Here is a 22,984-nt window from a genome sequence, read left to right as displayed (position 1 = left end):
CTCGGTGTTGCCGGTTTGCCGTTTTTGCGTCTCAGCTCTGGTTGAAGAACCCGCCCTCTGCGATACGGGCCTTGTCCTCCGCCGTGACATCGACGTTAGCAGGAGACAACAGGAACACCTTCTGCGTCACCCGCTCAATGCTCCCATGGAGACCGAACACAAGACCGGCGGCAAAGTCGACAAGTCTCTTCGCATCCGTGTCGTCCATCTCCGTCAGATTCATGATCACGGGAGTGCCCTCACGGAAGTGTTCCCCGATAGTACGGGCCTCGTTGTAGGTCCGGGGGTGCAGTGTGGTGATGCGGTACGGCTCCCGCTCGGACACAACCTTGGGCATGATCACTGGCGCGTTCTTCTCCAAGTTCTGACGTTCAGGTGTGATGGACGCCACGGGGGCAATTCGCGCGGGTCGCCCGGTTTCCACCGCAAGCGGAGCGGGTTCACGTTGTGCGGGAGGGTGGACGACTCGCACAGATTCGCCCCTTTCCGGCCGCGGTTCGGGCTCCACTACCTGATGCCGCCGACGGTCCCGCTCCCGGTCGGGCTCCGGCTCGGGCTCGAACTCGTCGTCGGGGTCGAATCCCCGGCCGTCGTACCCATCGTCCTCCACGAGGCCGAGGTAGACCGCCATCTTGCGCATCGCGCCGGCCATTCTCTGCGTCCTCCGCTCTGTGGTGGATCGGCTCCGCCACCGGATGCCATGGATCCACGTGGCCCGCCCGCCTTTTGACGGGAATGACCATATTTTCTGCTGTGGTCCGACTTCTTCGCGACGTTACCGGAGCCTGGGTCGGACTCCGAGTACCGCAGTGCCGACGCGCACATGTGTCGCTCCCGCCGCCACCGCTTCCTCCAGGTCCGAGCTCATCCCCGCCGAAACCATGTTGGCAGCCGGATGGGCCACGCGCAGGCGGGATGAGATTTCCATCAGCCGGTCGAACGCCGCCCGCGGCCGCCCCTCGTAGGGACCTGCCAGCGGGGCGACGGTCATCAGGCCATCGAGCCGGAGCCCTTCGGCCTCGGTCACGGACTCGGCGAGCCGTTCCACTCCGTCCGGTCCCACCCCTCCGCGCGCCCCCCGCTCACCGGAGTCCGCGTCGAGCGCGACCTGAATCAGGACGCCCAGCTCCCGCCCGGCCCCCACAGCCGCCCGGGAGAGCGCGTCGACCAATCGCTTACGATCGACAGATTGCACCACATCGGCATAACTGGACACGGAACGTACCTTATTGGTCTGCAATTGCCCGACAAAGTGCCAGATCAACGGCAGATCCGCGCATTCCGCGGCTTTGGGGGCGGCCTCCTGGTCGCGGTTCTCGGCGACATGCCGTACGCCGAGTTCCGCGAGCAAACGGACATCGCTCGCCGGATAGGTCTTGGTGACCACGATCAGGGTCACCTCTTCACGCTTGCGACCGGCCCCGGCGCAGGCGGCAGAGATACGTTCCTCCACCAGGGTCAGATTCGCGGCCAGTTCCGCCTTGCGATCCGTCACAGCTCAGCCGCCCAACCAGACATAGCTCGCGAGCCGCCCCGTGGTGCGCTCGCGCCGGTACGAGAAGTGGTCCACCGACTCCAGGGTGCAGATGTGAGATTGTCCATCCCGCTCATCCATCCGCACACCGGCGCGCACCAGTTGGGCCCGAACTCCGGCCATCACATCCACCGCCGGGGTACCCCAACTGGTCTCGGCCCACGCCTCGGGCACCGCCTGCGCGACATCGGCGCGCATATCCGCGGGAACCTCGTAGCAGCGGCCGCAGACCGCGGGGCCGATACGGGCAACGATCCGGGCAGGCTCGGCGCCCTGTTCGGTCATCGTCTTCATCACCGCCGGGACCACTCCGGCGACCAGCCCGGGCCGGCCCGCGTGGGCGGCGCCGACAATTCCGGCCACCGGATCGGCCAGCAGCACCGGGGTGCAGTCGGCGGTGAGGACGGCGAGGGCGAGGCCCCGACTCCGTGTCACCACCGCGTCCACCGCCGGAATCTCACCGTCCGACCACGGTCCTTCGACCACCGCGACATCCCGGCCGTGCACCTGGTTCATCCAGACGACCGCCGCCGGGTCCAGGCCCATCGCCTTGGCGGCCAACTCGCGGTTGGTCCGTACGGCCTGGGGGTCGTCGCCGACCGCCCCGCCGAGATTGAGCTCTTCATACGGAGCGGCGCTCACCCCGCCCCACCGGTCGGTGAAGGCGAAGTGCGCGCCGCTCGCGTCGTGCTGTTGCGCTATCACGTCTGGTTCACTTCAAAGTCGCCGTCGAGCCATACCGGACGGCTCACTTCAGGAAGTCCGGGACGTCCAGCTCCTCGGCCTGGCTGTCCGTGTAGGGGCGGGCCGGCGGGACCTGGGGGTGCGGGGTGGGCACCGGGGGCGGGGGCACCTCGGCGACCGGGGCCGGGTCCGCCGGGGCGGGCTCCTCGTCACGCGAAGTGACGCTGCCGAGCCCGCCGAAGGACGGGCGGCCGCTCTCCTGGCCGGACGAGCGGCCGGAGGAACTGCCCGCCCCCTCCTCGCGGCCGCCGTAGGAGCCGAGCACCTTGTCGCGGTTCTTCGACGGCGGCTGACCGCCGTCGAAACCCGCCGCGATCACGGTGACCCGGACCTCGTCGCCGAGCGCGTCGTCGATCACCGCGCCGAAGATGATGTTGGCCTCGGGGTGGGCGGCCTCGCTCACCAGCTGGGCGGCCTCGTTGATCTCGAACAGCCCGAGGTCGGAACCGCCGGAGATGGAGAGCAGCACGCCCCGGGCGCCATCGATGGACGCCTCCAGCAGCGGCGAGGAGATCGCCATCTCGGCCGCGGCCACCGCCCGGTCGTCACCGCGGGCCGAGCCGATGCCCATGAGCGCCGATCCGGCCTCGGACATCACGGACTTGACGTCCGCGAAGTCGAGGTTGATCAGACCCGGGGTGGTGATCAGGTCGGTGATGCCCTGAACACCCGACAGCAGCACCTGGTCGGCGGACTTGAAGGCGTCGAGAACGCTCACCTGGCGGTCCGAAATGGACAGCAGCCGGTCGTTCGGGATCACGATGAGGGTGTCGACCTCGTCCCGCAGACCCGCGATGCCGTCCTCCGCCTGATTGGCACGGCGGCGGCCCTCGAAAGTGAACGGCCGGGTGACCACACCGATCGTCAGAGCGCCCAGCGAGCGGGCGATGTTCGCGACCACCGGGGCACCGCCGGTGCCCGTGCCGCCGCCCTCACCCGCCGTCACGAAGACCATGTCGGCCCCCTTGAGGACCTCCTCGATCTCCTCGCGGTGGTCTTCGGCGGCCTTACGGCCCACATCGGGGTTGGCGCCGGCTCCCAGGCCACGGGTGAGCTCCCGGCCGACGTCCAGTTTGACGTCCGCGTCACTCATCAGCAGGGCCTGCGCATCGGTGTTGATCGCGATGAACTCGACGCCCTTGAGCCCGACCTCGATCATCCGGTTGATGGCATTCACGCCACCGCCGCCGATGCCGACGACCTTGATGACTGCGAGGTAGTTCTGCGGTGCTGCCACGTCGAAGGCCTCTCGCCTCGAGTTACGTGTCGCCACCCCGCTGTTGCCGCGGTGCGCCGACTGATGCCGAATGGGACGGTTCCGATTGCCGACCCCAACCCTAACGCTGAAGTTTAGGGTTACCAGTGCCTCTGTTTCCCGGACTCTTCGGAACAGGACACTAAGTCGACAAGTGTCGCGCGTTCAATGAACACGCCGAACCTCCCGCTTTTCTTTTCACCCTATGTGATCACCCAGTGGGCTAGCCAACCAGGGTGCTGGCCTGCCCCTATCAGGTCAACTGCGAGACACCGCGGGGGCACTCGGCGCACTGACGTCGAAGTGATCCGCGTCCGGCCGCGCTTTCATCAGGGCGGTGAGCGTCTTCGCCTTCGCTTCGCCACGCTCTCCGCTCCCCCAGGCGATGGTACGGCCTCCGGTCAGCTCCAGGGTGATCGAATCGTACGAGCGGACCCGCAGGGAACGGGTGTCCTGGCGTACCTTCTCGGGGAGTTGGGCGACCACCCGGACCGCCTCGCGGCGCAGTCCGGCCGGGCCGAAATGGCGCGAACTCGGCGACCGGTCGGCCTCCATTTCCAGCAGCGGAACCCCCTTCGGGCGCTTGCTCAGGGTGGAGAACCTCACTCCCGTGGCGTCCACTTCGTGGAACTTCCCGTCCTCTTCGACAATGGCTTCCGGCCTGCGTTCCGTCACCACCAGACTGATGGTGTTCGGCCATGAGCGGGATACGTCCACTTTCGCAATCCGGGGGACCCGCTCACGCAAGCGGTGTTCGATCGCTCCCGTGTCCACCGCCACCAACGGGGTGTTCAGCGGAACATCGGCGGCGTCCCGCACCTCCTCGGCGGTGAGAACGGCGGTGCCGGCGACCCGCACCCGCTCGGCGCGCAGCCAGCTCGAGCCGTAGAGCAGCCAGACGGCACCGGCACCGAGCAGGGTCACCGCCACCGCGGTCACCAGCAGGGGACGGCGGCCGGGCAGCCGGAACCGGCGCCGCGCCCGGAGAATGCGTGGGGGCGGGCCGGACCGCGGTCTGCTTCGTGCGCCGCGCTCGGCGGTCGACGGTCCGGCCACGCTCCCTGCCTCCTCACGCCTGGCGGCGTGCGCTGATCGCCTCGTACACCATGCCGACCAGCAGCTCGTCGGCGTCCCTGCGGCCGAATTCCGAAGCGCGCCGGGACATCTCGTACAGCCGGTGCGGATCGCCGAGCACCGGCAGCACATTGCCCTGCACCCACTCGGGGCTCAGCTCGGCGTCGTCGACCAGCAGCCCGCCGCCCGCCTTCACCAGCGGCTGGGCGTTGAGCCGCTGTTCGCCGTTGCCGATCGGCAGGGGGACGTAGGCGGCCGGGAGCCCGACGGCGGACAGTTCGGCGACGGTCATCGCGCCCGCGCGGCAGAGCATCATGTCGGCCGCGGCATACGCGAGGTCCATCCGGTCCACATACGGTACCGGGATGTAGGGCGGCATTCCGGGCATGTGGTCCACATGCGGCAGTTCGTTTTTCGGGCCGACCGCGTGCAGCACCTGGATCCCGGCGCGCTGGAGGAACGGCGCCACCGTCTGGACCACCTCGTTGAGCCGGCGCGCGCCCTGCGAACCGCCGGAGACCAGCAGCGTCGGCAGGTTCTGGTCGAGCCCGAATGCCGCGCGGGCCTCGGGGCGGACCGCCGCCCGGTCCAGGGTGGCGATGGAGCGGCGCAGCGGGATGCCGACGTAGCGGGCGTTGCGGAGCTTGCTGTCCGGGGTGGAGACCGCCACGAAGTGGGCGTAGCGCGAGCCGATCTTGTTGGCGAGGCCGGGGCGGGCGTTGGCCTCGTGGACGACGATCGGCACTCCGAGCCGCTTGGCGGCCAGGTACCCGGGCAGCGCCACATAGCCGCCGAAGCCGACCACGCAGTCGGCCTTGGTGCGCTCCAGGATCTGCTCCGCGGCCTTGATGGTGCCGCGCAGCCGCCCGGGGACGGTGATCAGTTCGGGGGTGGGCTTGCGCGGCAGCGGTACGGCTGGGATGAGCCCGAGCTCATAGCCGCGCTCCGGTACGAGCCGGGTCTCGAGTCCACGCTCCGTGCCGAGCGCCGTGATCCCCACGGTCGGGTCCTGCCTGCGCAGGGCGTCCGCGAGGGCGAGCGCGGGCTCGATGTGGCCGGCGGTCCCCCCACCGGCGAGTACGACATGCACCGAAATTCACCGCTCTCCGGACGGCCGCCTCTTGACGGGCCGTCTCATCGTCTTCCGTCTCACCCGAGCCAGCTTCTTCCGCAAAGCAGGCTGCCGCATGGCCAGTGCCGCCCGCGCGGCGGGCTCAGCCCGTGCGAAGGCGATCAGCAGGCCGACGGCGAACATGGTCGGCAGCAGAGCGGACCCTCCGTAGGAGAACAGCGGGAGCGGAACCCCGGCGATCGGCAGCAGACCGAGCACCGCGCCGATATTGACCACGGCCTGGGCCGTGATCCAGGTGGTCACGCCTCCCGCGGCGTACCTCACGAAGGGGTCCTCCGTGCGTCCGGCCACGCGGATACCCGCATAGCCTAGAGCCGCGAAGAGAACGAGAACCGACAGCGTCCCCGCCAGACCGAGTTCCTCCCCGGTAATGGCGAAGATGAAGTCGGTATGCGGTTCAGGTAGTTCGCCCCATTTCTCCATACTTGCCCCGAGTCCCGAGCCGAACCATCCGCCGTTGGCGAGGGCGTAGATCCCGTGCACCGCCTGCCAGCACTGATCGTGCGCACCGGGCTCGGTGGCGCCGATACAGGCGAGCCGGGACATCCGGTTGGCGCTGGTCTTGATCAGCAGCATGCCGATCACCCCGGCGAGGGCCAGAACGCCCACGAAGAGCCGGGTGGGGGCGCCGGCCAGCCACAGCAGACCGAAAAGGATCGCCGTGAGGATGATCGCGGTGCCCATGTCCCCGCCCAGCATGATCAGGCCGAGCAGCATGCCGGTCGCGGGCACCAGCGGGACCAGCAGATGCTTCCACTGGGCCAGCAGCCGCTTGTCCTGTTTTCGGGCGAGAAGGTCGGCGCCCCACAGGACGAGCGCCAGCTTGCCGAACTCGCTGGGCTGGAGCAGGAAGGGGCCGCCGAAGGAGATCCAGTTCTGGTTGCCGTTGACCGCGATGCCCATGCCCGGGACCTGCACCAGGCACATCAGGAAGACCGAGACCGCGAGCAGCGGATAGGCGAAGGCGCGGTGCAGTTTGATGGGCATCCGCACGGCGAGCAGCATCAGCGCGCCGCCGAGCACGGCGGCGAAGAGCTGTTTGCGGAAGAAGTACGACGGTGAGAGCCCGGACTGGAGCGCCTTGATCTGGGAGGCGGAGTAGACCATGACCAGGCCGAGCACCAGGATCAGCAGCGAGCCGCCGAGGAGCAGGTAGTACGCGGTCAGCGGCCGGTCCCAGGCCCGCCTGACGCGCTGCTGGAGCCCGCGCAGCGCGTCCAGGACATTCCACCCCGACGGGCGGCGCGGAAGCCGGGAGGCGCCCGCTGTGCCGCGCGGACGGGCCGGGGACGCCGCCCGGCCCTTGGCCCGTGCGGCCTCCCGCACCCGCGGCGCGCCACCCGGGCGCGGCGCGGACCGGCCGGTGCCGGGGCGGGCCGGCCGGGAGCGCGGGGCGGCGGGCTGGTCGGGCGTCATGTCGTATCCCCTCCGGTTTCCCCGCGCGGGCGGTCCTCGCGGGGGACCGGCGGGCTACTGGTCGTCCGGGACCCGGCCGGAGGCCAGGTCATGAACCGCCGCGGCGAAGGCGTCGCCCCGCTTGTTGTAGTTGGTGAACATGTCCATCGAGGCACAGGCCGGGGCCATCAGGACGGTATCGCCCGGCCGGGCGAGCCGCGCCGCTTCGCGCACAGCCGCCGCCATCGCCCCAGTGTCGGTCCGGTCGAGGTCCACGACCGGGACATCTGTTGCGTGTCGCGCGAGCGCTTCGCCGATCAGGGCGCGGTCGGCGCCGATCAGCACGACGCCGCGCAGCCGCTTGGCCGCCGTAAGGACGAGCTCGTCGAAAGTGGCCCCCTTGGCGAGGCCGCCCGCGATCCACACGATGTGCTCATAGGCACCCAACGACGCTTCCGCGGCATGGGTGTTGGTCGCCTTGGAGTCGTCCACGTAGGCCACGCCACCGACGTCCGCCACATGCTCCACCCGGTGCGGATCGGGCCGGAAGGCGCGCAGGCCGTCCCGTACGGCCCGGGGCGGGACGCCGAAGGCTCGGGCCAGGGCCGCCGCCGCGAGGGCGTTGGCGATGTTGTGCGGGGCCGGCGGGTTCACATCGGAGACCTCGGCCAGCTCCTGCGCCTGCTTCTCCCGGTTCGCCACGAAGGCCCGGTCGACGAGGATGTCCTCCACGACGCCGAGCTGGGAGGGGCCGGGGGTGCCGAGGGTGAAGCCGATCGCCCGGCAGCCCTCCTCGACATCGGCCGCGCGCACCAGGTCCTCGGTGGCGGGGTCGGCCGCGTTGTAGACGCAGGCCACCTGGTTGCCCTCGTAGATACGGCCCTTGTCGGCCGCGTAGGCCGCCATGGAGCCGTGCCAGTCGAGGTGGTCGGGGGCGAGGTTGAGCACCGCCCCGGAGTGGGCGCGCAGCGAGGGCGCCCAGTGCAGCTGATAGCTGGAGAGCTCGACGGCCAGCACGTCGTAGGGCTCGTCGCCCAGCACGATGTCCAGGAGCGAGACGCCGATGTTGCCGACGGCGGCGGTGCGCAGCCCGGCCGCCTCCAGGATGGCCGCGAGCATCCTTACGGTCGTCGTCTTGCCGTTGGTGCCGGTGACCGCGAGCCAGGGCGGGGCGTCCGCGCCGCGCAGCCGCCACGCCAGCTCCACATCGCCCCAGATGGGCACGCCCGCCTCGGCGGCGGCCAGGAAGAGCGGGCTGGTGGGCTTCCAGCCGGGGGTGGTCACGATCAGCTCGGTGCCCTCGGGGAGGGCCTCTCCGTCGCCGAGGCGGACCGTGATGCCCAGCGGCTCCAGCTCGGCCGCCTGGGCGCGCTGTGGTTCGCCGTCGCTGCCGTTGACCACGGTCACCGAGGCCCCGAGGCCCCGCAGCGCACGCGCTGCGGGGACCCCGGAGACGCCGAGGCCGGCGACGGTGACCTGCCGTCCGGCGAGGTCGGACACGTCGAGGGCGGCGGCGTCCGATGTCACGAAGCTCGCCACCCCGCGTAGAAGATGCCGAGGCCGACGATCACGCACATGCCCTGGATGATCCAGAACCGGACCACCACAAGGACTTCGCTCCACCCCTTGAGTTCGAAGTGGTGCTGGAGTGGCGCCATTCGGAAGACGCGGCGCCCGGTGGTCCGGAAGGAGCCGACCTGGATGACCACGGACATGGTGATCAGGACGAACAGACCGCCGAGGAGGGCCAGCAGCAGCTCCGTGCGGGAGCAGATGGCAAGGCCCGCGAGCGCGCCGCCGAGCGCGAGGGAACCGGTGTCACCCATGAAGATCTTGGCGGGTGAGGTGTTCCACCACAGGAAGCCGAAGCAGGCGCCCATCAGGGCGGAGGCGACGACGGCCAGATCGAGCGGATCCCTGACCTCGAAACAGGACGCCGGGTTGGTGAGGGTCTCCGCGTTGGCGCAGGACTCCTGGTACTGCCAGACGCCGATGAAGGTGTAGGCGCCGAAGACCATCACGGAGGCGCCGGTGGCCAGACCGTCGAGACCGTCGGTGAGGTTCACACCGTTGGACATCGCCAGGATCATGAACAGCGCCCAGATGGCGAAGATCACCGGGCCGAAGGACCAGCCGAAGTCCTGGACGAAGGAGAGCCGGTCGGAGGCGGGGGTCTGCTGGCGCGCGTCGGCGAAGTTCAGTGCCAGGATCGCGAAGGCGATGCCGACGATCAGCTGTCCGGCCATCTTGGCCTTGGCCCGCAGACCCAGGCTGCGCTGCTTGACGATCTTGATGTAGTCGTCGAGGAAGCCCACCAGGCCCATACCTGCGAACAGGAAGAGCACCAGCACGCCCGAGAAGGTCGGCTGGCTGCCCGTGATCACCTTCGTCAGGGCGTAGGCGATCAGCGTGGCCAGGATGAAGGAGATACCGCCCATCGTGGGCGTGCCCTTCTTGCTGCCGTGCGTCCGCGGACCATCGTCCCGGATGTACTGCCCATAGCCCTTGCGGGCCAGCAGCTTGATCAGCAGCGGTGTGCCGATCAGGGTCAGAAAGAGCCCGATGGCTCCGGAGAAGAGGATCTGCCTCATGCCCATGGGCCGGCGACCTCACCCTCACCGTCGAGCAATGCCTGCGCAAGCCGCTCCAGGCCGACCGACCTGGATGCCTTCACCAACACGACGTCCCCCGGTCGCAGCTCGCTGCGCAGCAGATCGACCGCTGCCCGCACGTCGGACACGTGCACCGACTCCTCACCCCACGAACCCTCGTTCTTGGCGCCCATGTCCAGCCAGGCGGCCTCCTGGCCGCCGACCGCCACGAGCTTGCTGACGTTGAGCCGGACGGCCAGCCGCCCGACCGCGTCGTGCTCGGCCAGTGACTCCTCGCCCAGCTCGGCCATCGGGCCGAGCACCGCCCACGTACGACGCCCCGGTGTGACAGCGCCCATGGCGACCAGCGCGCGCAGCGCGGCTCGCATGGACTCGGGGTTCGCGTTGTAGGCGTCGTTGACGACCGTCACGCCGTCCGAGCGCTCGGTGACCTCCATCCGCCAGCGGGAGAGCTGACCCGCCTCGGAGAGCGCCACGGCGATCTCGTCGACGGACATGCCCAACTCATGGGCGACGGCGGCCGCGGCGAGCGCGTTCGACACGTGGTGCTCACCGTACAGGCGCATGGTCACTTCGCTGCACCCGGTAGGGGTGTGAAGCGTGAAGGCGGGGCGGCCGCCGTCGGCGAGCCGGACATTCCCGGCACGCACATCGGCGTCCTCGGCCTCGCCGAACAGGACGGTACGGGCCTTGGTACGCGACGCCATGGCGCGCACGAAGGGGTCGTCGGCGTTGAGCACCGCCACCCCTCCCTCCTCGGCCGTGGGCAGGGCCTCCACGAGCTCACCCTTGGCCTCGGCGATCTGCTCGCGGCCGCCGAACTCGCCGATATGGGCGGTGCCGACATTGAGCACGAGTCCGATACGCGGCGGGGTGAGGTCCGTCAGATACCGGATGTGGCCCTTGCCGCGGGCGCCCATCTCCAGCACCAGGTGCTGGGTGGCCTCGTCGGCGCTCATCGCGGTGAGCGGCAGGCCGATCTCGTTGTTGAGCGAGCCCGGCGTCCATACGGTGGGCCCGCGGCGCTGGAGCAGCTGGGCGATGAGGTCCTTGGTGCTGGTCTTGCCCGCGGAGCCGGTGAGCGCCACCACGGTGGCGCCCAGGCGCTCCACGACGGCGCGCGCGAGCACTCCCATGGCGGCGATCACATCGGGCACGACGATCGCCGGTACGGGGGCGTCCGGCGTGCCGACGGGGCGGGCGGCCAGGACGGCCGTGGCGCCCGCCTCGACCGCGCCTCGTGCGAAGTCGTGGCCGTCCACGCGCTCCCCGGGGAGCGCGGCGAAGAGGCTGCCCGGTCGCACCTCACGGGAGTCGATCACGACGGGGCCCGTGACCTTCAGGTCCGGGTCCGGTATGTCGTGCGGCTGTCCACCGACTAGGCCGGCGATCTCGGTGAGGGACAGTGCGATCACTGATCACCTCCGGCCGTACGGGAGAGCTGCCTGGAGGGGGCTGGTGCGCGCATGGCGGTCTGTCATCCCTGGTCGTCTTGGTGTTTGTCCCGGTGCTGTGGGCTCGCCCCGGGGCGCGTGGCATCGCGCCCGTGGGCTCGCTCACTGAGCTCGATGGCTTCGCGGAGTACCTGGCGGTCGTCGAAGGCACGGACCACGCCGGCGATGTCCTGGCCCAGTTCGTGCCCCTTGCCCGCCACGATGACGGTATCGCCCGGCTCGGCGCGGGCGACGGCGGCCGCGATGGCGTTGGCCCGGTCCTCCTCGACCAGCACATCACCGCGTTCGTGGGCGGGCACCTCGGCGGCGCCCGCGAGCATGGCGGCGAGGATCGCGAGCGGATCCTCGGAGCGGGGGTTGTCGGAGGTGAGGACGGCCGTGTCGCTGTACCGCGCCACCGCGGCGCCCATGGGGCCGCGCTTGAGCCGGTCGCGGTCCCCGCCGCAGCCGAGGACGGCGTGCAGCTTGCCGTCGGTCACCTTGCGGAGGGCACGCAGCACCGACTCCACGGCGTCGGTCTTGTGGGCGTAGTCGACGACCGCGAGGTAGGGCTGGCCCACGTCGACCCGCTCCAGCCGGCCCGGTACACCGGGGACGGCGGCGATGCCGTCGGCGGCCGTCTGCGGGTCGATCCCGGCGGCGGCGAGCGCCACGACGGCGGCGAGCGCGTTGGCCACGTTGAAGGGGCCCGGGAGGGGCGCCGCGGCCCGTACGGACTCACCGTTCGGGCCGACGGCGGTGAAGGTCGAGCCGAGCGGGCCGACCTCGACGTCCGCGGCGCGCCAGTGGGCGTCGGGGTGGCCCTCGGCGGAGAAGGTGGTGACGGGCACCTCGGACTGCTCGATCAGGCGGCGGCCGTACTCGTCGTCGTAGTTGATCACTCCGGCGCGGCTGCGGGCCTTGGTGAACAGCTGGGCCTTGGCCTGGAAGTAGTCCTCCATGCCGGAGTGGAACTCCATGTGCTCCGGGCTGAGGTTGTTGAAGACCGCGACGTCGAAGACGCAGCCGTCGACGCGGCCGAGGACCAGGGCGTGGCTGGAGACCTCCATGACGACCGAGCGGACGTCGCGCTCCCGCATGACCGCGAACAGGGCTTGCAGATCGGTGGCCTCGGGGGTGGTGCGCTCGGACTTGATGCGCTCGTCGCCGATCCGCGTCTCCACGGTGCCGATGAGACCCGTAAGGCCGCCGTCGTGCTTCGCGGCGGCCTTGAGGCCGCCTTCGATGAGGTAGGCGGTCGTGGTCTTGCCCGAGGTGCCGGTGATGCCGATCTGGAGCAGGTCGCTGCCCGGCTCGCCGTAGATCGTGGCGGCCAGCGCGCCCATCCGGCCGCGCGGGTTCTCCACCGCAAGGACCGGCAGTCCGGTGGCGGCGGCGCGCTCGGCACCGGCCGGGTCGGTCAGCACCGCGACCGCGCCGAGGTCGGCGGCCTGGGCGGCGAAGTCCGCGCCGTGGAGGCGGGCACCGGCCAGCGCGGCGTACACATCGCCGGGGCGTACGGCCCGCGAGTCATGGGTGATCCCGGTGACCGCGGCCCGCTCCGACGCTTCGGGGGTTTCGACGCCCAGCTGATCCGCCAGCTCCGCCAGCGGGATCGGGCGGACCTGGAGGGGACGGGGCGCTCCCGGGTATTCCACAGAAACGTCCTTCTGAGGGGTTTGGGACTGATCAGCTTGGGGCACGGCGGTGAGCGTACCCGGGACACCCGCTCCCCCGCGAAATGAGTCGGAGAAGAGGGGCCCCGCCGGACCGTGGTTCCCGGGGTCCGGCGTGATCGTCATCACTGCTGGGTCCGCTCACTGGCCCGGGTTGTAGCTCACGGGGAGCCGTTTGGGCTGCTTCCCGGACGGCGGGACCTGAAGGGCCTTGAGGCCGAACTCCATGACCTTCTTGTAGACCGGCCCGCAGACCTGGCCGCCGAAGTAGCTGCCCTTGGTCGGGTTCTGAACGGCACAGTAGACGGTCAGCCGCGGTTTGTCGGCCGGGGCGAAGCCCGCGAAGGACGCGGTGTATCCGCGGTAGCGGCCGGTCTTGGGGTCCACCCGGTTGGAAGTGCCGGTCTTGCCCGCGACAAGATAGCCGGGGATCTTGGCCTTGGTGCCGGTGCCCTGCTGGTCGTCGACGACCGACTCGAGCATCTCGGCGAGCGTCTTCGCGGTCTCCTTGCTGACGACACGGGTCTTCTCGGGGGCGGACGCGGCCGTGAAGTCGCCGTCGGGCCCCCTGGAGCCGCGGACGAGGGTGGGCGCGATGCGCTCGCCCCCGTTGGCGATGGTGGAGTACACCGAGGCCGCCTGGACGGCGTTGAGCGACAGCCCCTGGCCGAACGGGATCGTGTACTGCTGCGAGGCGCTCCAGTCCTGCGGCCGGGCCAGGATGCCCGGGGTCTCGCCGGGGAAGCCGAGCCCGGTGGGCCGGCCGATCCCGAACTTGCGCAGGTAGGAGTAGAGGATCTGGTTCTTCTCGGCCCTGGTCTTGCCCAGCTGCTCGGTGGCGAGGATCGTGCCGATGTTGCTGGACTTGGCGAGCACCCCGTTGAGCGTGAGGTACCAGGTCTGATGGTCGATGTCGTCGGCGAAGGCCCGGTCGGCGCGCGGCAGCCGGTTGGGGACCACCACATGGGTGTCCCAGCGCGCCACGCCCTCCTGGAGGACGGCGGCCATGGACATCAGCTTGCTGACGCTGCCGGGCTCGTACGCGTCGGAGACGGCGGCGTTGCCCAGGGCGTCGGCGTTCGTGGTGGTGATGTCGTTGGGGTCGAAGCCGGGGGCGTTGGCCAGCGCCAGGAGCTGTCCGGTGCGGGTGTCCTGGACGATCACATAGCCGCGGTCGGCCCCGGACTTGCGGACCTGGTCGGCGATGGCGCTCTGGGCGGCCCACTGGATGTCCCGGTCGATGGTCAGCTCGAAGTCGCTGCCGGGGACCGCGGGCTGCTCCTTGACGTCGCCGGTGGGCACCTGGTGGCCGCCGGACTGGGCGTAGACGCGCTTGCCGTCCTTGCCCCCGAGCTTCTTGTCGAGCTGCTGCTCGAGCCCGGCGGCGCCACGGCCGTCGGCGTCCACGAATCCCAGTATCCCGGCGGCGAGGTCCCCGTTCGGATAGACCCGCTTGCTGTGCGCCTCACGGTTGACCCCGGCCAGGACATTGGTGCCCTTGCCCTTGGCCGCCGCGTCGTCCAGGGCGCTCTTCAGGTCCTTGATCTGGTTCCAGACCTGCGGGGACTGCTGCCGGGCGAGCACGACGTACTGCGACGCGGGGTTGTCGGTGAGCTTCTTCTCCAGCTCCGCCGGCTCCTTGCCGAGGATCGGCGCGAGCAGGGCCGCGGCCTGGCGCGGCGCGTCACGGGTCTTGGCCGTCTTGGGCGCGAGGAGGTCGGGGGCGGCGGTGATGTCGTACGCGTCCACCGTGGTGGCCAGGTCGACGCCGTTGCGGTCGGTGATGGAGCCGCGCTCGGCGGACAGCTTCACCGGGATGTAGCGGTTGACGTTGGCCTTGGCCGAGTAGGCGCTGGCGTCGACGGCCTGCACCTGGAGCAGCCTTACGACGAAGATCAGCATGACGAGGGTGAGGCCGAGGCTGATCAGTCGCAGCCGGGGGCGCGGGCTGCCCAGCCGCAGCACCGGGGGGCCACCGGGGCGCGGGCGCCGGGCCGGGCGGCCGGACGACCCGCCCTGGCGCTCGCCGGGGCGGCGTGCCGCGGCCTGGCGCGGGCGGCGGTCACCGCGCGGCCCGGCGGGGCCGGGCACCCCGCGGCGGCGGGGGTCCCTGGGCGCGGTCACGCGACGGCCGCCGTCTGCTCGGTGGCGGTCCCCGGTCCGGTGGTCAACCCCGGCTCGGTGGCCGCCCGCGGCCGGGTGGCCGTCGCCGGTCCGGCTGCGGCCGTCCACGGCTCGGCGGTGGCCGTCCACGGCTCGGCGGCCCTCCACGGCGCGCGGGCGGTCGTCCGCGCGGGCGGGCCGGGCTGGGCGCGGGCTGGGGATCGCGTCACCGTGTCACCTACTGAGGGTCCGGGGTGGCCTCCGCGGAGGCGGAGACGGAGGCAGAGTGGGAAGCCGAGGCCGAGACGCCGGTGGGCGGCGCCCACGGGGTCACGGAGGGCGTGACGGACGCCGTGCCCGCGCCCGCCCCGGACGGGGTGGCGGTCGGCGGCGCCGGCGGTGCGAGGACGGACGGGGTGGGCGAGGACCCGTACCGGGTGGACGCCGCCTCGGACGGCGCGGGGTCGGGCGCGGACGGCAGCACCGCGCCGGGGGCGCCGAGCACCGAGGGCTGCCCCGTGACGGGGGCGGGCACCCCGCTGACCGAACCGTCCGGATTGAGGAAGACCGGGTTTCCGCCGGGCACCATCCCCAGCTGCCGGGCGCGCCGCTCCAGTTCGGCGGGGGCGGAGAGCTTGTCGACGTCCTGCTGGAGCGCCTGGCGCTCGTCGGTGAGCTCGTTGGTCTGCTTCTCGAGCTTGCTGAGCTCGAACGACCCTTGGTTGAGGGAGGAGTTCAACAGCAGCAGAGCGATCAGGCCGGAGCCGAGCAGGACCACGACGAGCAGCACGAAGGGTGTGCGCCTGGCCGGGGTGGCCCCCGGCACCGGCCGTCCTTTCGGCCGCGTCCCCCGCACGCTCATGGGCCGACCTCCTCCCGGATGCGCTCCGCACCCCGGAAGCGGGCCGGGGTGGCCCGGCGGTTCTCGGCGATCTCCTCCTCGGTGGGCAGCTCGGCGCCACGGGTGAGCAGCTTCAGCCGGGGCTGGTACCGCTCGGGGATAACCGGCAGCCCGGGGGGCGCCGTATCGCCGGCACCGGCCGCGAACACCTGCTTGACCAGGCGGTCCTCCAGCGAGTGATACGACAGCACGGCGATCCGCCCGCCGACCGCGAGCGTCCTCACGGCCGCCGGAATGGCCCGCTCCAGAACCGCGAGCTCGCCGTTGACCTCGATCCGCAGCGCCTGGAAGGTGCGCTTGGCCGGATTGCCACCGGTGCGCTTGGCGGCCTGCGGCAGCGCATCACGGATCAGCTCGACGAGCCGGGCGCTGTTGGTGAAGGGCTCCCTGGCGCGCTCGCGCACCACCGCGTCCACGATCTTCTTGGCGAACTTCTCCTCGCCGTACGCCCGCAGGATGCGCACCAGCTCGCCCGGCGGGTAGGTGTTGAGCACCTCGGCCGCGCTGACTCCGGTGGTCTGGTCCATCCGCATGTCCAGCGGGGCGTCCTGGGCGTAGGCGAAACCGCGCTCGGCCTCGTCCAGCTGCATGGACGACACGCCGAGGTCGAAGAGGATCCCCTGGACGCGCGGGACGCCGAGCCGGTCGAGGACCTCGGGCAGCTCGTCGTAGACCGCGTGGACCAGCGTGGCCCGATCGCCGTACGGGGCGAGCCGCTCACCGGCGAGCCGCAGCGCGGACGGGTCGCGGTCGAGGGCGATGAGCCGGGCCTCGGGGAAGTCTCGCAGCAGCGCCTCACTGTGGCCGCCGAGGCCCAGGGTGCAGTCGACCACGACCGCGCCGGGTTGGGCGAGAGCGGGTGCCAGCATGTCCAGGCAGCGCTGGAGCATGACGGGAACATGGAGAGCGTTGCTGCTCATTGCGCTGCTCGTGCGCCCTTCTGAGGATCGGGCGAGGATGATACGCACCTCCTGGGTCCCCGCCCGCTCTGAAGGGGAAGAGGTCTACTGGCGCCGGGGAAGTGACGTCAGGCGACCGGAGCGGGAGGAGGCCGAGGGGTACGTACGCACCGCGCTCACGCGAAATTCCGGGATCCGAGGGGAGCGTCTCGCCTCCCACTTCGCGCCACTTTAGTCCACTCGTCCCTTCGGTCAACCAACCGGCCAGCGCGTCCCGCCCCGGGGGTGGCATCGCCTCCCTCGGGCCCCACACCACGAGGTGCGGGGGGTTGTGGGCTGTCTCACATCACCCCTTCGGCCCACCCCGTTGCCCTCGTTTGCCCTACCTAAAGAGAAGACCAAATCCGCTGGTGAAAGGTAGCGTCGTCATCATGTCGATATCAGCGCCGCAGCCGAACCCGTCCACCGACCGCGACGCCCGCACGGGAGACACGGTCACCGACCGCCTTGTAGCGGCCAACCGCAAATACGCCGAGCAGTTCGCCGACCCCGGGATGGACGCGCGGCCCGTGCGGCGCGTCGCCGTCGTCGCGTGCATGGACGCCCGTCTGGACCTGCACGAGGCACTCGGCCTGGAGCTGGGCGACTGCCACACCATCCGCAACGCGGGCGGTGTGGTCACCGACGACATCATCCGTTCCCTGACCATCAGCCAGCGGGCGCTCGGGACCCGCAGCGTCGTGCTCATCCACCACACCGGCTGCGGTCTGCTGAACCTCACCGAGGACTTCCGGCATGAGCTGGAGGAGGAGGTGGGTCAGCGTCCGCCGTGGGCGGTCGAGGCGTTCAGGGACCTCGACGCGGATGTCCGCCAGTCGATGCAGCGGGTGCGCACCTCGCCGTTCCTGTTGCACACCGACGACGTCCGCGGCTTTGTCTTCGATGTGACGACCGGTCTGCTGCGGGAGGTCACGCCGCGAAGGTGAGGAACCGCTGAAGGGATTCAGCGCCCGAACTCGTACAAGCGTGACAAATAACCCCGGGTTATCCACAGCCGAGTGACGCGAGGCCGCGGAGACCGCAAGAATGCATAGGTGACATCGTCCCCCGCAACCACGCGGGGGACAGATGCCAGCGTTTGCGGTGGGCCGGTCCGTTCCGAGGGCAACGGCCCTGAGAACGGGCCGAGGAGGGCCGGGTGACGACCTATGACGAGCGAGCGAGCCTCAGCGATCTGACCACCACAGCGGAGCGGATCCGCCGGTCGGTGGAGAGTGTGATCGAGGGCAAGCCCGAGGTCGTGCGGCTTTCGCTGACCGTGCTGCTCGCCGAGGGGCATCTGCTGATCGAGGACGTCCCGGGCGTGGGCAAGACGATGCTGGCCAAGGCGCTCGCGCGGTCCATCGACTGCTCCGTGCGGCGGATCCAGTTCACCCCGGATCTGCTGCCGTCCGACATCACCGGCGTGAGCATCTTCGACCAGCAGCGCAAGGAGTTCGAGTTCAAGCCGGGCGCCATCTTCGCCCAGATCGTGATCGGCGACGAGATCAACCGCGCCTCGCCCAAGACCCAGTCGGCGCTGCTGGAGTCGATGGAGGAGCGCCAGGTCACCATCGACGGGGAGAGCTACGAGCTGCCCGACCCCTTCATGGTGGTGGCCACGCAGAACCCGGTCGAGATGGAGGGCACCTATCCGCTGCCCGAGGCGCAGCGCGACCGCTTCATGGCCCGTGTCTCGATCGGATACCCCAGCCCCCAGGCCGAGCTCCAGATGCTGGACGTCCACGGCGGTGTCTCCCCGCTGGACGACATGCAGCCCGTCGCGCACGCCCATGAGATCGTCAAGCTGGTCGAGGCGGTGCGCTCGGTGCATGTCGCCGAGGCCGTCCGGCGTTACGCGGTGGACCTGGTGGCCGCCACCCGCAACCACCCCGATCTGCGGCTGGGCGCCTCGCCCCGCGCCACGCTGCATCTGCTGCGGGCGGCCAAGGCGTCCGCCGCGCTGGCCGGGCGGGACTTCGCGCTGCCGGACGATGTGCAGTCCCTCGCCGTCGCGGTACTGGCCCACCGGCTGCTGCCCACCGCGCAGGCCCAGCTGAACCGGCGCACCTCGGAGCAGGTCGTCACGGACATCATGCAGCGCACCCCGGTGCCCACCTCAGGCCCGCGTGGCACGGGCGGGATGCCACCCATGCCGCCCATGCCCCCGGCCGACTACGGCCGGCCGCAGCCGGGCGCCCGGAGGCTGTGATGGCCGCAGGGGGGACGGACATGGGCCCCGAGGGGCCCGGTGCCGACGAGCGCTCCGGCGGACTGCGGGCCGCCCTCGCCGGTCTGACCACCCGCGGCCGTTCCTTCCTGGCCGCCGGGATGGCCGCCGCGGTGTGCAGCTATGTGCTGGGCCAGGCGGATCTGCTGCGGGTGGGGCTGCTGCTGGCCGCGCTGCCGCTGGTGTGCGTGGCCGTGGTCCACCGCACCCGGTACCGGGTGGCGGGCAGCAGACGGCTCGCGCCCGCGCGGGTGCCGGCGGGCTCCGAGGCCCGGGTGCATCTGCGGATGGACAATGTCTCGCGGCTGCCCACCGGGCTGCTGATGCTCCAGGACCGGGTGCCCTATGTGCTGGGGCCGCGCCCCCGGTTCGTGCTGGACCGGGTGGAGCCGGGCGGGCGGCGCGAGGTGTCCTACCGGGTCCGCTCCGATCTGCGCGGCCGCTATCCGCTGGGCCCGCTCCAGCTGCGGCTGAGCGATCCGTTCGGGATGTGCGAGCTCACCCGCGCCTTCAGTGCCTACGACACGCTCACGGTGGTGCCCCGGGTCGAGCCGCTGCCCCCGGTGCGCCTGACCGGCGAGGCCGCGGGGTACGGGGACGGGCGGCACCGTTCGCTGGCGCTGGCCGGTGAGGACGATGTCATCCCGCGCGGCTATCGCGTCGGCGACGATCTGCGCCGGGTGCACTGGCGGTCCACCGCGCGCTACGGAGAGCTCATGGTCCGCCGCGAGGAGCAGCCGCAGCGGGCCCACTGCACGGTGCTGCTGGACACCCGGCGCACGGCCCACTACGGCTCCGGACCGGACTCCGCCTTCGAATGGGCGGTCTCCGGGGCGGCCTCGGCCGCGGTCCATCTGCTGGAGCGGGGCTATGCGGTCCGGCTGCTGACCGACACCGGGAGCTCGGTGCCGGGCCCGGACGGCGGAGGCGGTTTCGCCGGTTCCACCCATGACTCGGCGGAGACGGCCGGGCTGATGCTGGACACCCTCGCCGTGGTGGACCACTCCGACGGCGGAGGGCTCTCGCCCGCCTTCGAGGTGCTGCGCGGCGGCGGTGAGGGGCTGCTGGTGGCCTTCCTGGGCGATCTGGACGAGGAGCAGGCGGCGACGGCCGCCCGGATGCGGCACCGCACCACGGCCGCGGTGGCGTTCGTGCTGGACGGCGCGGCATGGTCGCGCGGGGCGGAGTTCGGCGGCGCACAGGAGCTGGAGGAGCGGCTGCGGCGGCTGCGCGAGGCGGGGTGGACGGCGCTGCCGGTCGGCCCGGGGGCCTCGCTGGCCCAGCTGTGGCGGGAGGCCGACGCACAGGGCGCCACCCGGGCGGACGCGGGAGGTCCCGCGGTCGGCGGTATGACAGGGAGCTGGACATGAGTGGGAGCGTTCGGCTCGCGATATGCGCGGCGCTGGCCACGGTGGCGGCGGCGTGTGCGCTGCTGCCACTGGTGGATCCGGCGAGCTGGCTGTTGCAGACCGTCCTGTTGCTGGCGATCCAGAGCGCTACGGGCGTGGCGGTCCGCCGGGTGCCGCTGGCCCGCCCGCTGACGGTGGTCGCGCAGGCCGTGGTGACGCTGCTGCTGCTCACCCTGGTCTTCGCGCACGACCAGGCGCTGGGCGGGGTGCTGCCCAGCCCGCAGGCCCTCCACGAGTTCGCCCTGCTGCTGCGCGACGGCGCCGACGACGTGGGGCAGTACGCGATCCCCGCACCGCTCACCGACGGCATCCGGCTGATGCTGGTGGGCGGGGTGATGGCGATCGGCCTGGTGGTCGACGCGCTCGCGGTGACATACCGCAGCGCGGCCCCCGCCGGACTGCCCCTGCTTGCGCTGTACTCGGTCGCGGCCGGTCTGTCCGACGACGGAAGCGACTGGCTGTGGTTCCTGCTGGCGGCGGCCGGCTATCTGCTGCTGCTCCTGGCCGAGGGCCGGGACCGGCTGTCCCAGTGGGGCCGGGTCTTCAGCGGCGGCGCCCCGCATCCGTCGGGTATGCCGCCCTCGGGCCTGGCCGGGGCCGGCGGCAGCCCGGCGCTCGCCCCGGTCCGCACCGGCCGCAGGATCGGCGTGCTGGCGCTCGGCATCGCGCTCGCGGTGCCCGCGGTGCTGCCGTCCCTGGACGGCGGGCTGCTGGACCGGCAGGGCGGCGCCGGCGGGGCGGGCAGCGGCGGTGGCACCATCTCGGCGGTCAATCCGCTGGTGTCGCTCCAGGACAGCCTGAACCAGCCGGAGAACAAGGAGGTGCTGCGCTATCGCACCTCCTCGCAGACCACCCAGGACCTCTATCTGCGGATCGTGGCGCTCGACCGGTTCGACGGCACCTCGTGGAAGTCGTCCGAGCGGCATGTGACCGATGTGCCGGACCAGCTTCCCTCGCCGTCCGGGCTCGGCCCCTCGGTCCAGGTCTCCTCGATCGACACCTCGATCTCGGCCGCCGACTGGTACGCGCAGAACTGGCTGCCCCTCCCCTACCCCGCGTCCAAGGTCGAGATCGACGGGCGCTGGCGCTACGAGCCGGAGGGCCGCACGCTGGTCGGCGACCGCGGCCAGACCACCCGGGGCGCCCGCTACCGGGTCACCAGCCTGCTGGTGGAGCCGACGGCCGAGCAGTTGGCGGACGCACCGGCGGCCCCCTCGCGGCTGCGGAGCGAATACACCAAGGTGCCGGACTCGCTGCCGTCCGTGGTGGCCCGTACGGCGCGGGGGGTGACCGCCGGCGCGTCCAACGCGTACGAGAAGGCGGTCAAGCTCCAGGACTGGTTCGCGGTGAGCGGAGGGTTCCGTTACGACACCCAGGTGCAGTCCGGCAGCGGCTCGGCCGCCATCGTCCGGTTCCTGAAGCAGCGGGAGGGCTTCTGCGTCCACTTCTCCTTCTCGATGGCGGCGATGGCCCGGACGCTGGGCATTCCGGCGCGGGTGGCGGTCGGGTTCACCCCTGGCACCGCCCAGGCGGACGGCACGGTCTCGGTGGGCCTGAAGGACGCGCACGCCTGGCCCGAGCTGTACTTCGAGGGTGTGGGCTGGACGCGTTTCGAGCCCACCCCGAGCCGTGGCACCCAGCCCGACTACACCATGGAGCAGACGCCCTCCGGCACTCCGACAGACGAGCCGACGACCGAGCCCAGCGAGACCTCCGAGCCGTCGGCCGCGCCGACCGCGTCCGACAGCTGCTCTCCGGAGATGAAGAAGCTGGGCACGTGTGGAGGCGCCGCGGCCCAGCAGCCGGACAACGGTGCCTCGGGCGGGGGCTGGTCGGCGACCAAGGTCACCAGCTGGAGCTCGCTGGCGGTGCTGCTGCTCGTGGTGCCCCTGCTGCCGATGCTGTGGCGGCGGCGGATACGCACCCGCAGACTGGACGGTTCGGCCGGGCGCACGGAGCAGGACGCCACCGACCGGATCCTCGCCGTATGGCGTGAACTCACCGACTCGGCCTGGGACTTCGGCGTCATGCCGGACGACTCGCTGACCTCGCGCAGGGCGGTGGCCCGCATGGTGCGGATCGCCGGGCTCGACGACGAACCGGCCCAGGCGGCGCAGCGGGTGGCCACGGCGGTCGAGCAGGTGCTGTACGCACCGCATCCGCGCCCGGTCGCGGGCGTCGCCGACGACGTCCGGCTGGTGGTGGCCGGTCTCCGGGCCAAGGCGGGGCGGCGGGAGCGGCTGCGGGCGCTGCTGGCCCCGCGGTCCGCGGCTCAGGTGGCATGGGCGGCCGGACAGCGCTGGTCCGCGCTGGTCGAGCGGTGGGGAGCGCCCCGCTGGGCCCGCTGGGCCGCCCAGCTGCGGACCCCGCGCGGCGAGCAGGAGAGCTGATCCCCCGGCGGCCCTGAGCCCTGGCGGCTCCAGGGCCGCGAGGCTCAGGCCGCGGGTCCAGGGCCGCGAGGCCACAGCACGCCCACGCCACGCCCACAGCCACAGCCACAGCCACAGCCACAGCACACGGCTACTCCACGGCTGAAGGGCACCGGCGG

General features: G+C 71.4%; 19 protein-coding genes. 4 read left to right on the top strand and 15 right to left on the bottom strand.

Annotation, left to right across the window (positions count from 1 at the left end; translation table 11 throughout):
- Positions 1-31: 31 nt before the first annotated feature.
- The 15 genes from AB0E24_RS18540 to rsmH all read right to left on the bottom strand — a co-directional run bounded on the left by AB0E24_RS18540 (position 32) and on the right by rsmH (position 16,779).
- Positions 32-652, bottom strand: coding sequence for a cell division protein SepF (locus AB0E24_RS18540; RefSeq protein WP_069870166.1), 621 nt, complete (start codon positions 650-652; stop codon positions 32-34).
- Between the two features lie 123 nt (positions 653-775).
- Complete coding sequence (locus AB0E24_RS18535) at positions 776-1,495, bottom strand: YggS family pyridoxal phosphate-dependent enzyme (RefSeq protein ID WP_079257281.1); 720 nt, start codon at positions 1,493-1,495, stop codon at positions 776-778.
- Positions 1,496-1,498: 3 nt separating this feature from the next.
- Entirely contained in the window at positions 1,499-2,239 is a 741-nt protein-coding gene (gene pgeF, locus AB0E24_RS18530; protein ID WP_359378239.1) for a peptidoglycan editing factor PgeF, read from the bottom strand.
- 43 nt (positions 2,240-2,282) lie between these two features.
- Positions 2,283-3,515 (bottom strand): cell division protein FtsZ, encoded by a 1,233-nt coding sequence (gene ftsZ / locus AB0E24_RS18525; RefSeq protein WP_069870172.1) that lies wholly within the window; start codon positions 3,513-3,515, stop codon positions 2,283-2,285.
- Between the two features lie 276 nt (positions 3,516-3,791).
- Complete coding sequence (locus AB0E24_RS18520; RefSeq protein ID WP_351386262.1) at positions 3,792-4,589, bottom strand: cell division protein FtsQ/DivIB; 798 nt, start codon at positions 4,587-4,589, stop codon at positions 3,792-3,794.
- 13 nt (positions 4,590-4,602) lie between these two features.
- Positions 4,603-5,697: an undecaprenyldiphospho-muramoylpentapeptide beta-N-acetylglucosaminyltransferase gene (gene murG / locus AB0E24_RS18515; protein ID WP_069870176.1), complete on the bottom strand. Its 1,095-nt coding sequence runs from the start codon at positions 5,695-5,697 to the stop codon at positions 4,603-4,605.
- 6 nt (positions 5,698-5,703) lie between these two features.
- Entirely contained in the window at positions 5,704-7,155 is a 1,452-nt protein-coding gene (ftsW, locus tag AB0E24_RS18510; RefSeq protein WP_208972992.1) for a putative lipid II flippase FtsW, read from the bottom strand.
- A gap of 54 nt (positions 7,156-7,209) precedes the next feature.
- Positions 7,210-8,661, bottom strand: a complete 1,452-nt coding sequence (gene murD, locus AB0E24_RS18505) for a UDP-N-acetylmuramoyl-L-alanine--D-glutamate ligase (RefSeq protein ID WP_359378233.1) — start codon at positions 8,659-8,661, stop codon at positions 7,210-7,212.
- Complete coding sequence (gene mraY, locus AB0E24_RS18500; RefSeq protein WP_069870268.1) at positions 8,658-9,725, bottom strand: phospho-N-acetylmuramoyl-pentapeptide-transferase; 1,068 nt, start codon at positions 9,723-9,725, stop codon at positions 8,658-8,660. The genes murD and mraY overlap by 4 nt, the downstream gene beginning before the upstream one ends.
- Positions 9,722-11,161, bottom strand: coding sequence for a UDP-N-acetylmuramoyl-tripeptide--D-alanyl-D-alanine ligase (locus AB0E24_RS18495; protein WP_069870178.1), 1,440 nt, complete (start codon positions 11,159-11,161; stop codon positions 9,722-9,724). Before AB0E24_RS18495 ends, mraY begins: the two co-directional genes overlap by 4 nt.
- A 62-nt stretch (positions 11,162-11,223) precedes the next feature.
- Positions 11,224-12,984: a UDP-N-acetylmuramoyl-L-alanyl-D-glutamate--2,6-diaminopimelate ligase gene (locus tag AB0E24_RS18490; protein WP_069870180.1), complete on the bottom strand. Its 1,761-nt coding sequence runs from the start codon at positions 12,982-12,984 to the stop codon at positions 11,224-11,226.
- Between the two features lie 12 nt (positions 12,985-12,996).
- Complete coding sequence (locus AB0E24_RS18485) at positions 12,997-14,979, bottom strand: peptidoglycan D,D-transpeptidase FtsI family protein (protein ID WP_359378229.1); 1,983 nt, start codon at positions 14,977-14,979, stop codon at positions 12,997-12,999.
- The gene (locus AB0E24_RS18480; protein WP_359378227.1) at positions 14,976-15,188 is read right to left on the bottom strand and encodes a hypothetical protein; all 213 of its coding nucleotides are present in this window, start codon (positions 15,186-15,188) and stop codon (positions 14,976-14,978) included. Before AB0E24_RS18480 ends, AB0E24_RS18485 begins: the two co-directional genes overlap by 4 nt.
- 8 nt (positions 15,189-15,196) lie before the next feature.
- On the bottom strand, positions 15,197-15,820 hold the full coding sequence (ftsL, locus tag AB0E24_RS18475; RefSeq protein ID WP_359378224.1) for a cell division protein FtsL: 624 nt from the start codon (positions 15,818-15,820) through the stop codon (positions 15,197-15,199).
- Positions 15,817-16,779, bottom strand: coding sequence for a 16S rRNA (cytosine(1402)-N(4))-methyltransferase RsmH (gene rsmH / locus AB0E24_RS18470; protein ID WP_069870184.1), 963 nt, complete (start codon positions 16,777-16,779; stop codon positions 15,817-15,819). Before rsmH ends, ftsL begins: the two co-directional genes overlap by 4 nt.
- Before the next feature lie 410 nt (positions 16,780-17,189).
- Between rsmH and AB0E24_RS18465 the strand changes: the two genes are divergently transcribed.
- The 4 genes from AB0E24_RS18465 to AB0E24_RS18450 all read left to right on the top strand — a co-directional run bounded on the left by AB0E24_RS18465 (position 17,190) and on the right by AB0E24_RS18450 (position 22,826).
- On the top strand, positions 17,190-17,744 hold the full coding sequence (locus AB0E24_RS18465) for a beta-class carbonic anhydrase (RefSeq protein WP_069870186.1): 555 nt from the start codon (positions 17,190-17,192) through the stop codon (positions 17,742-17,744).
- 212 nt (positions 17,745-17,956) lie between these two features.
- Entirely contained in the window at positions 17,957-19,009 is a 1,053-nt protein-coding gene (locus AB0E24_RS18460; RefSeq protein ID WP_069870188.1) for an AAA family ATPase, read from the top strand.
- On the top strand, positions 19,009-20,397 hold the full coding sequence (locus tag AB0E24_RS18455) for a DUF58 domain-containing protein (RefSeq protein WP_193524963.1): 1,389 nt from the start codon (positions 19,009-19,011) through the stop codon (positions 20,395-20,397). Before AB0E24_RS18460 ends, AB0E24_RS18455 begins: the two co-directional genes overlap by 1 nt.
- Positions 20,394-22,826: a transglutaminase TgpA family protein gene (locus tag AB0E24_RS18450; RefSeq protein ID WP_359378219.1), complete on the top strand. Its 2,433-nt coding sequence runs from the start codon at positions 20,394-20,396 to the stop codon at positions 22,824-22,826. Before AB0E24_RS18455 ends, AB0E24_RS18450 begins: the two co-directional genes overlap by 4 nt.
- The last annotated feature ends 158 nt before the right edge of the window (positions 22,827-22,984 follow it).

Origin of the sequence: Streptomyces malaysiensis subsp. malaysiensis, assembly GCF_040653035.1 — a bacterium.
Classification (GTDB): domain Bacteria; phylum Actinomycetota; class Actinomycetes; order Streptomycetales; family Streptomycetaceae; genus Streptomyces; species Streptomyces malaysiensis.
This window is presented reverse-complemented; position numbering and strand designations above follow the sequence as displayed.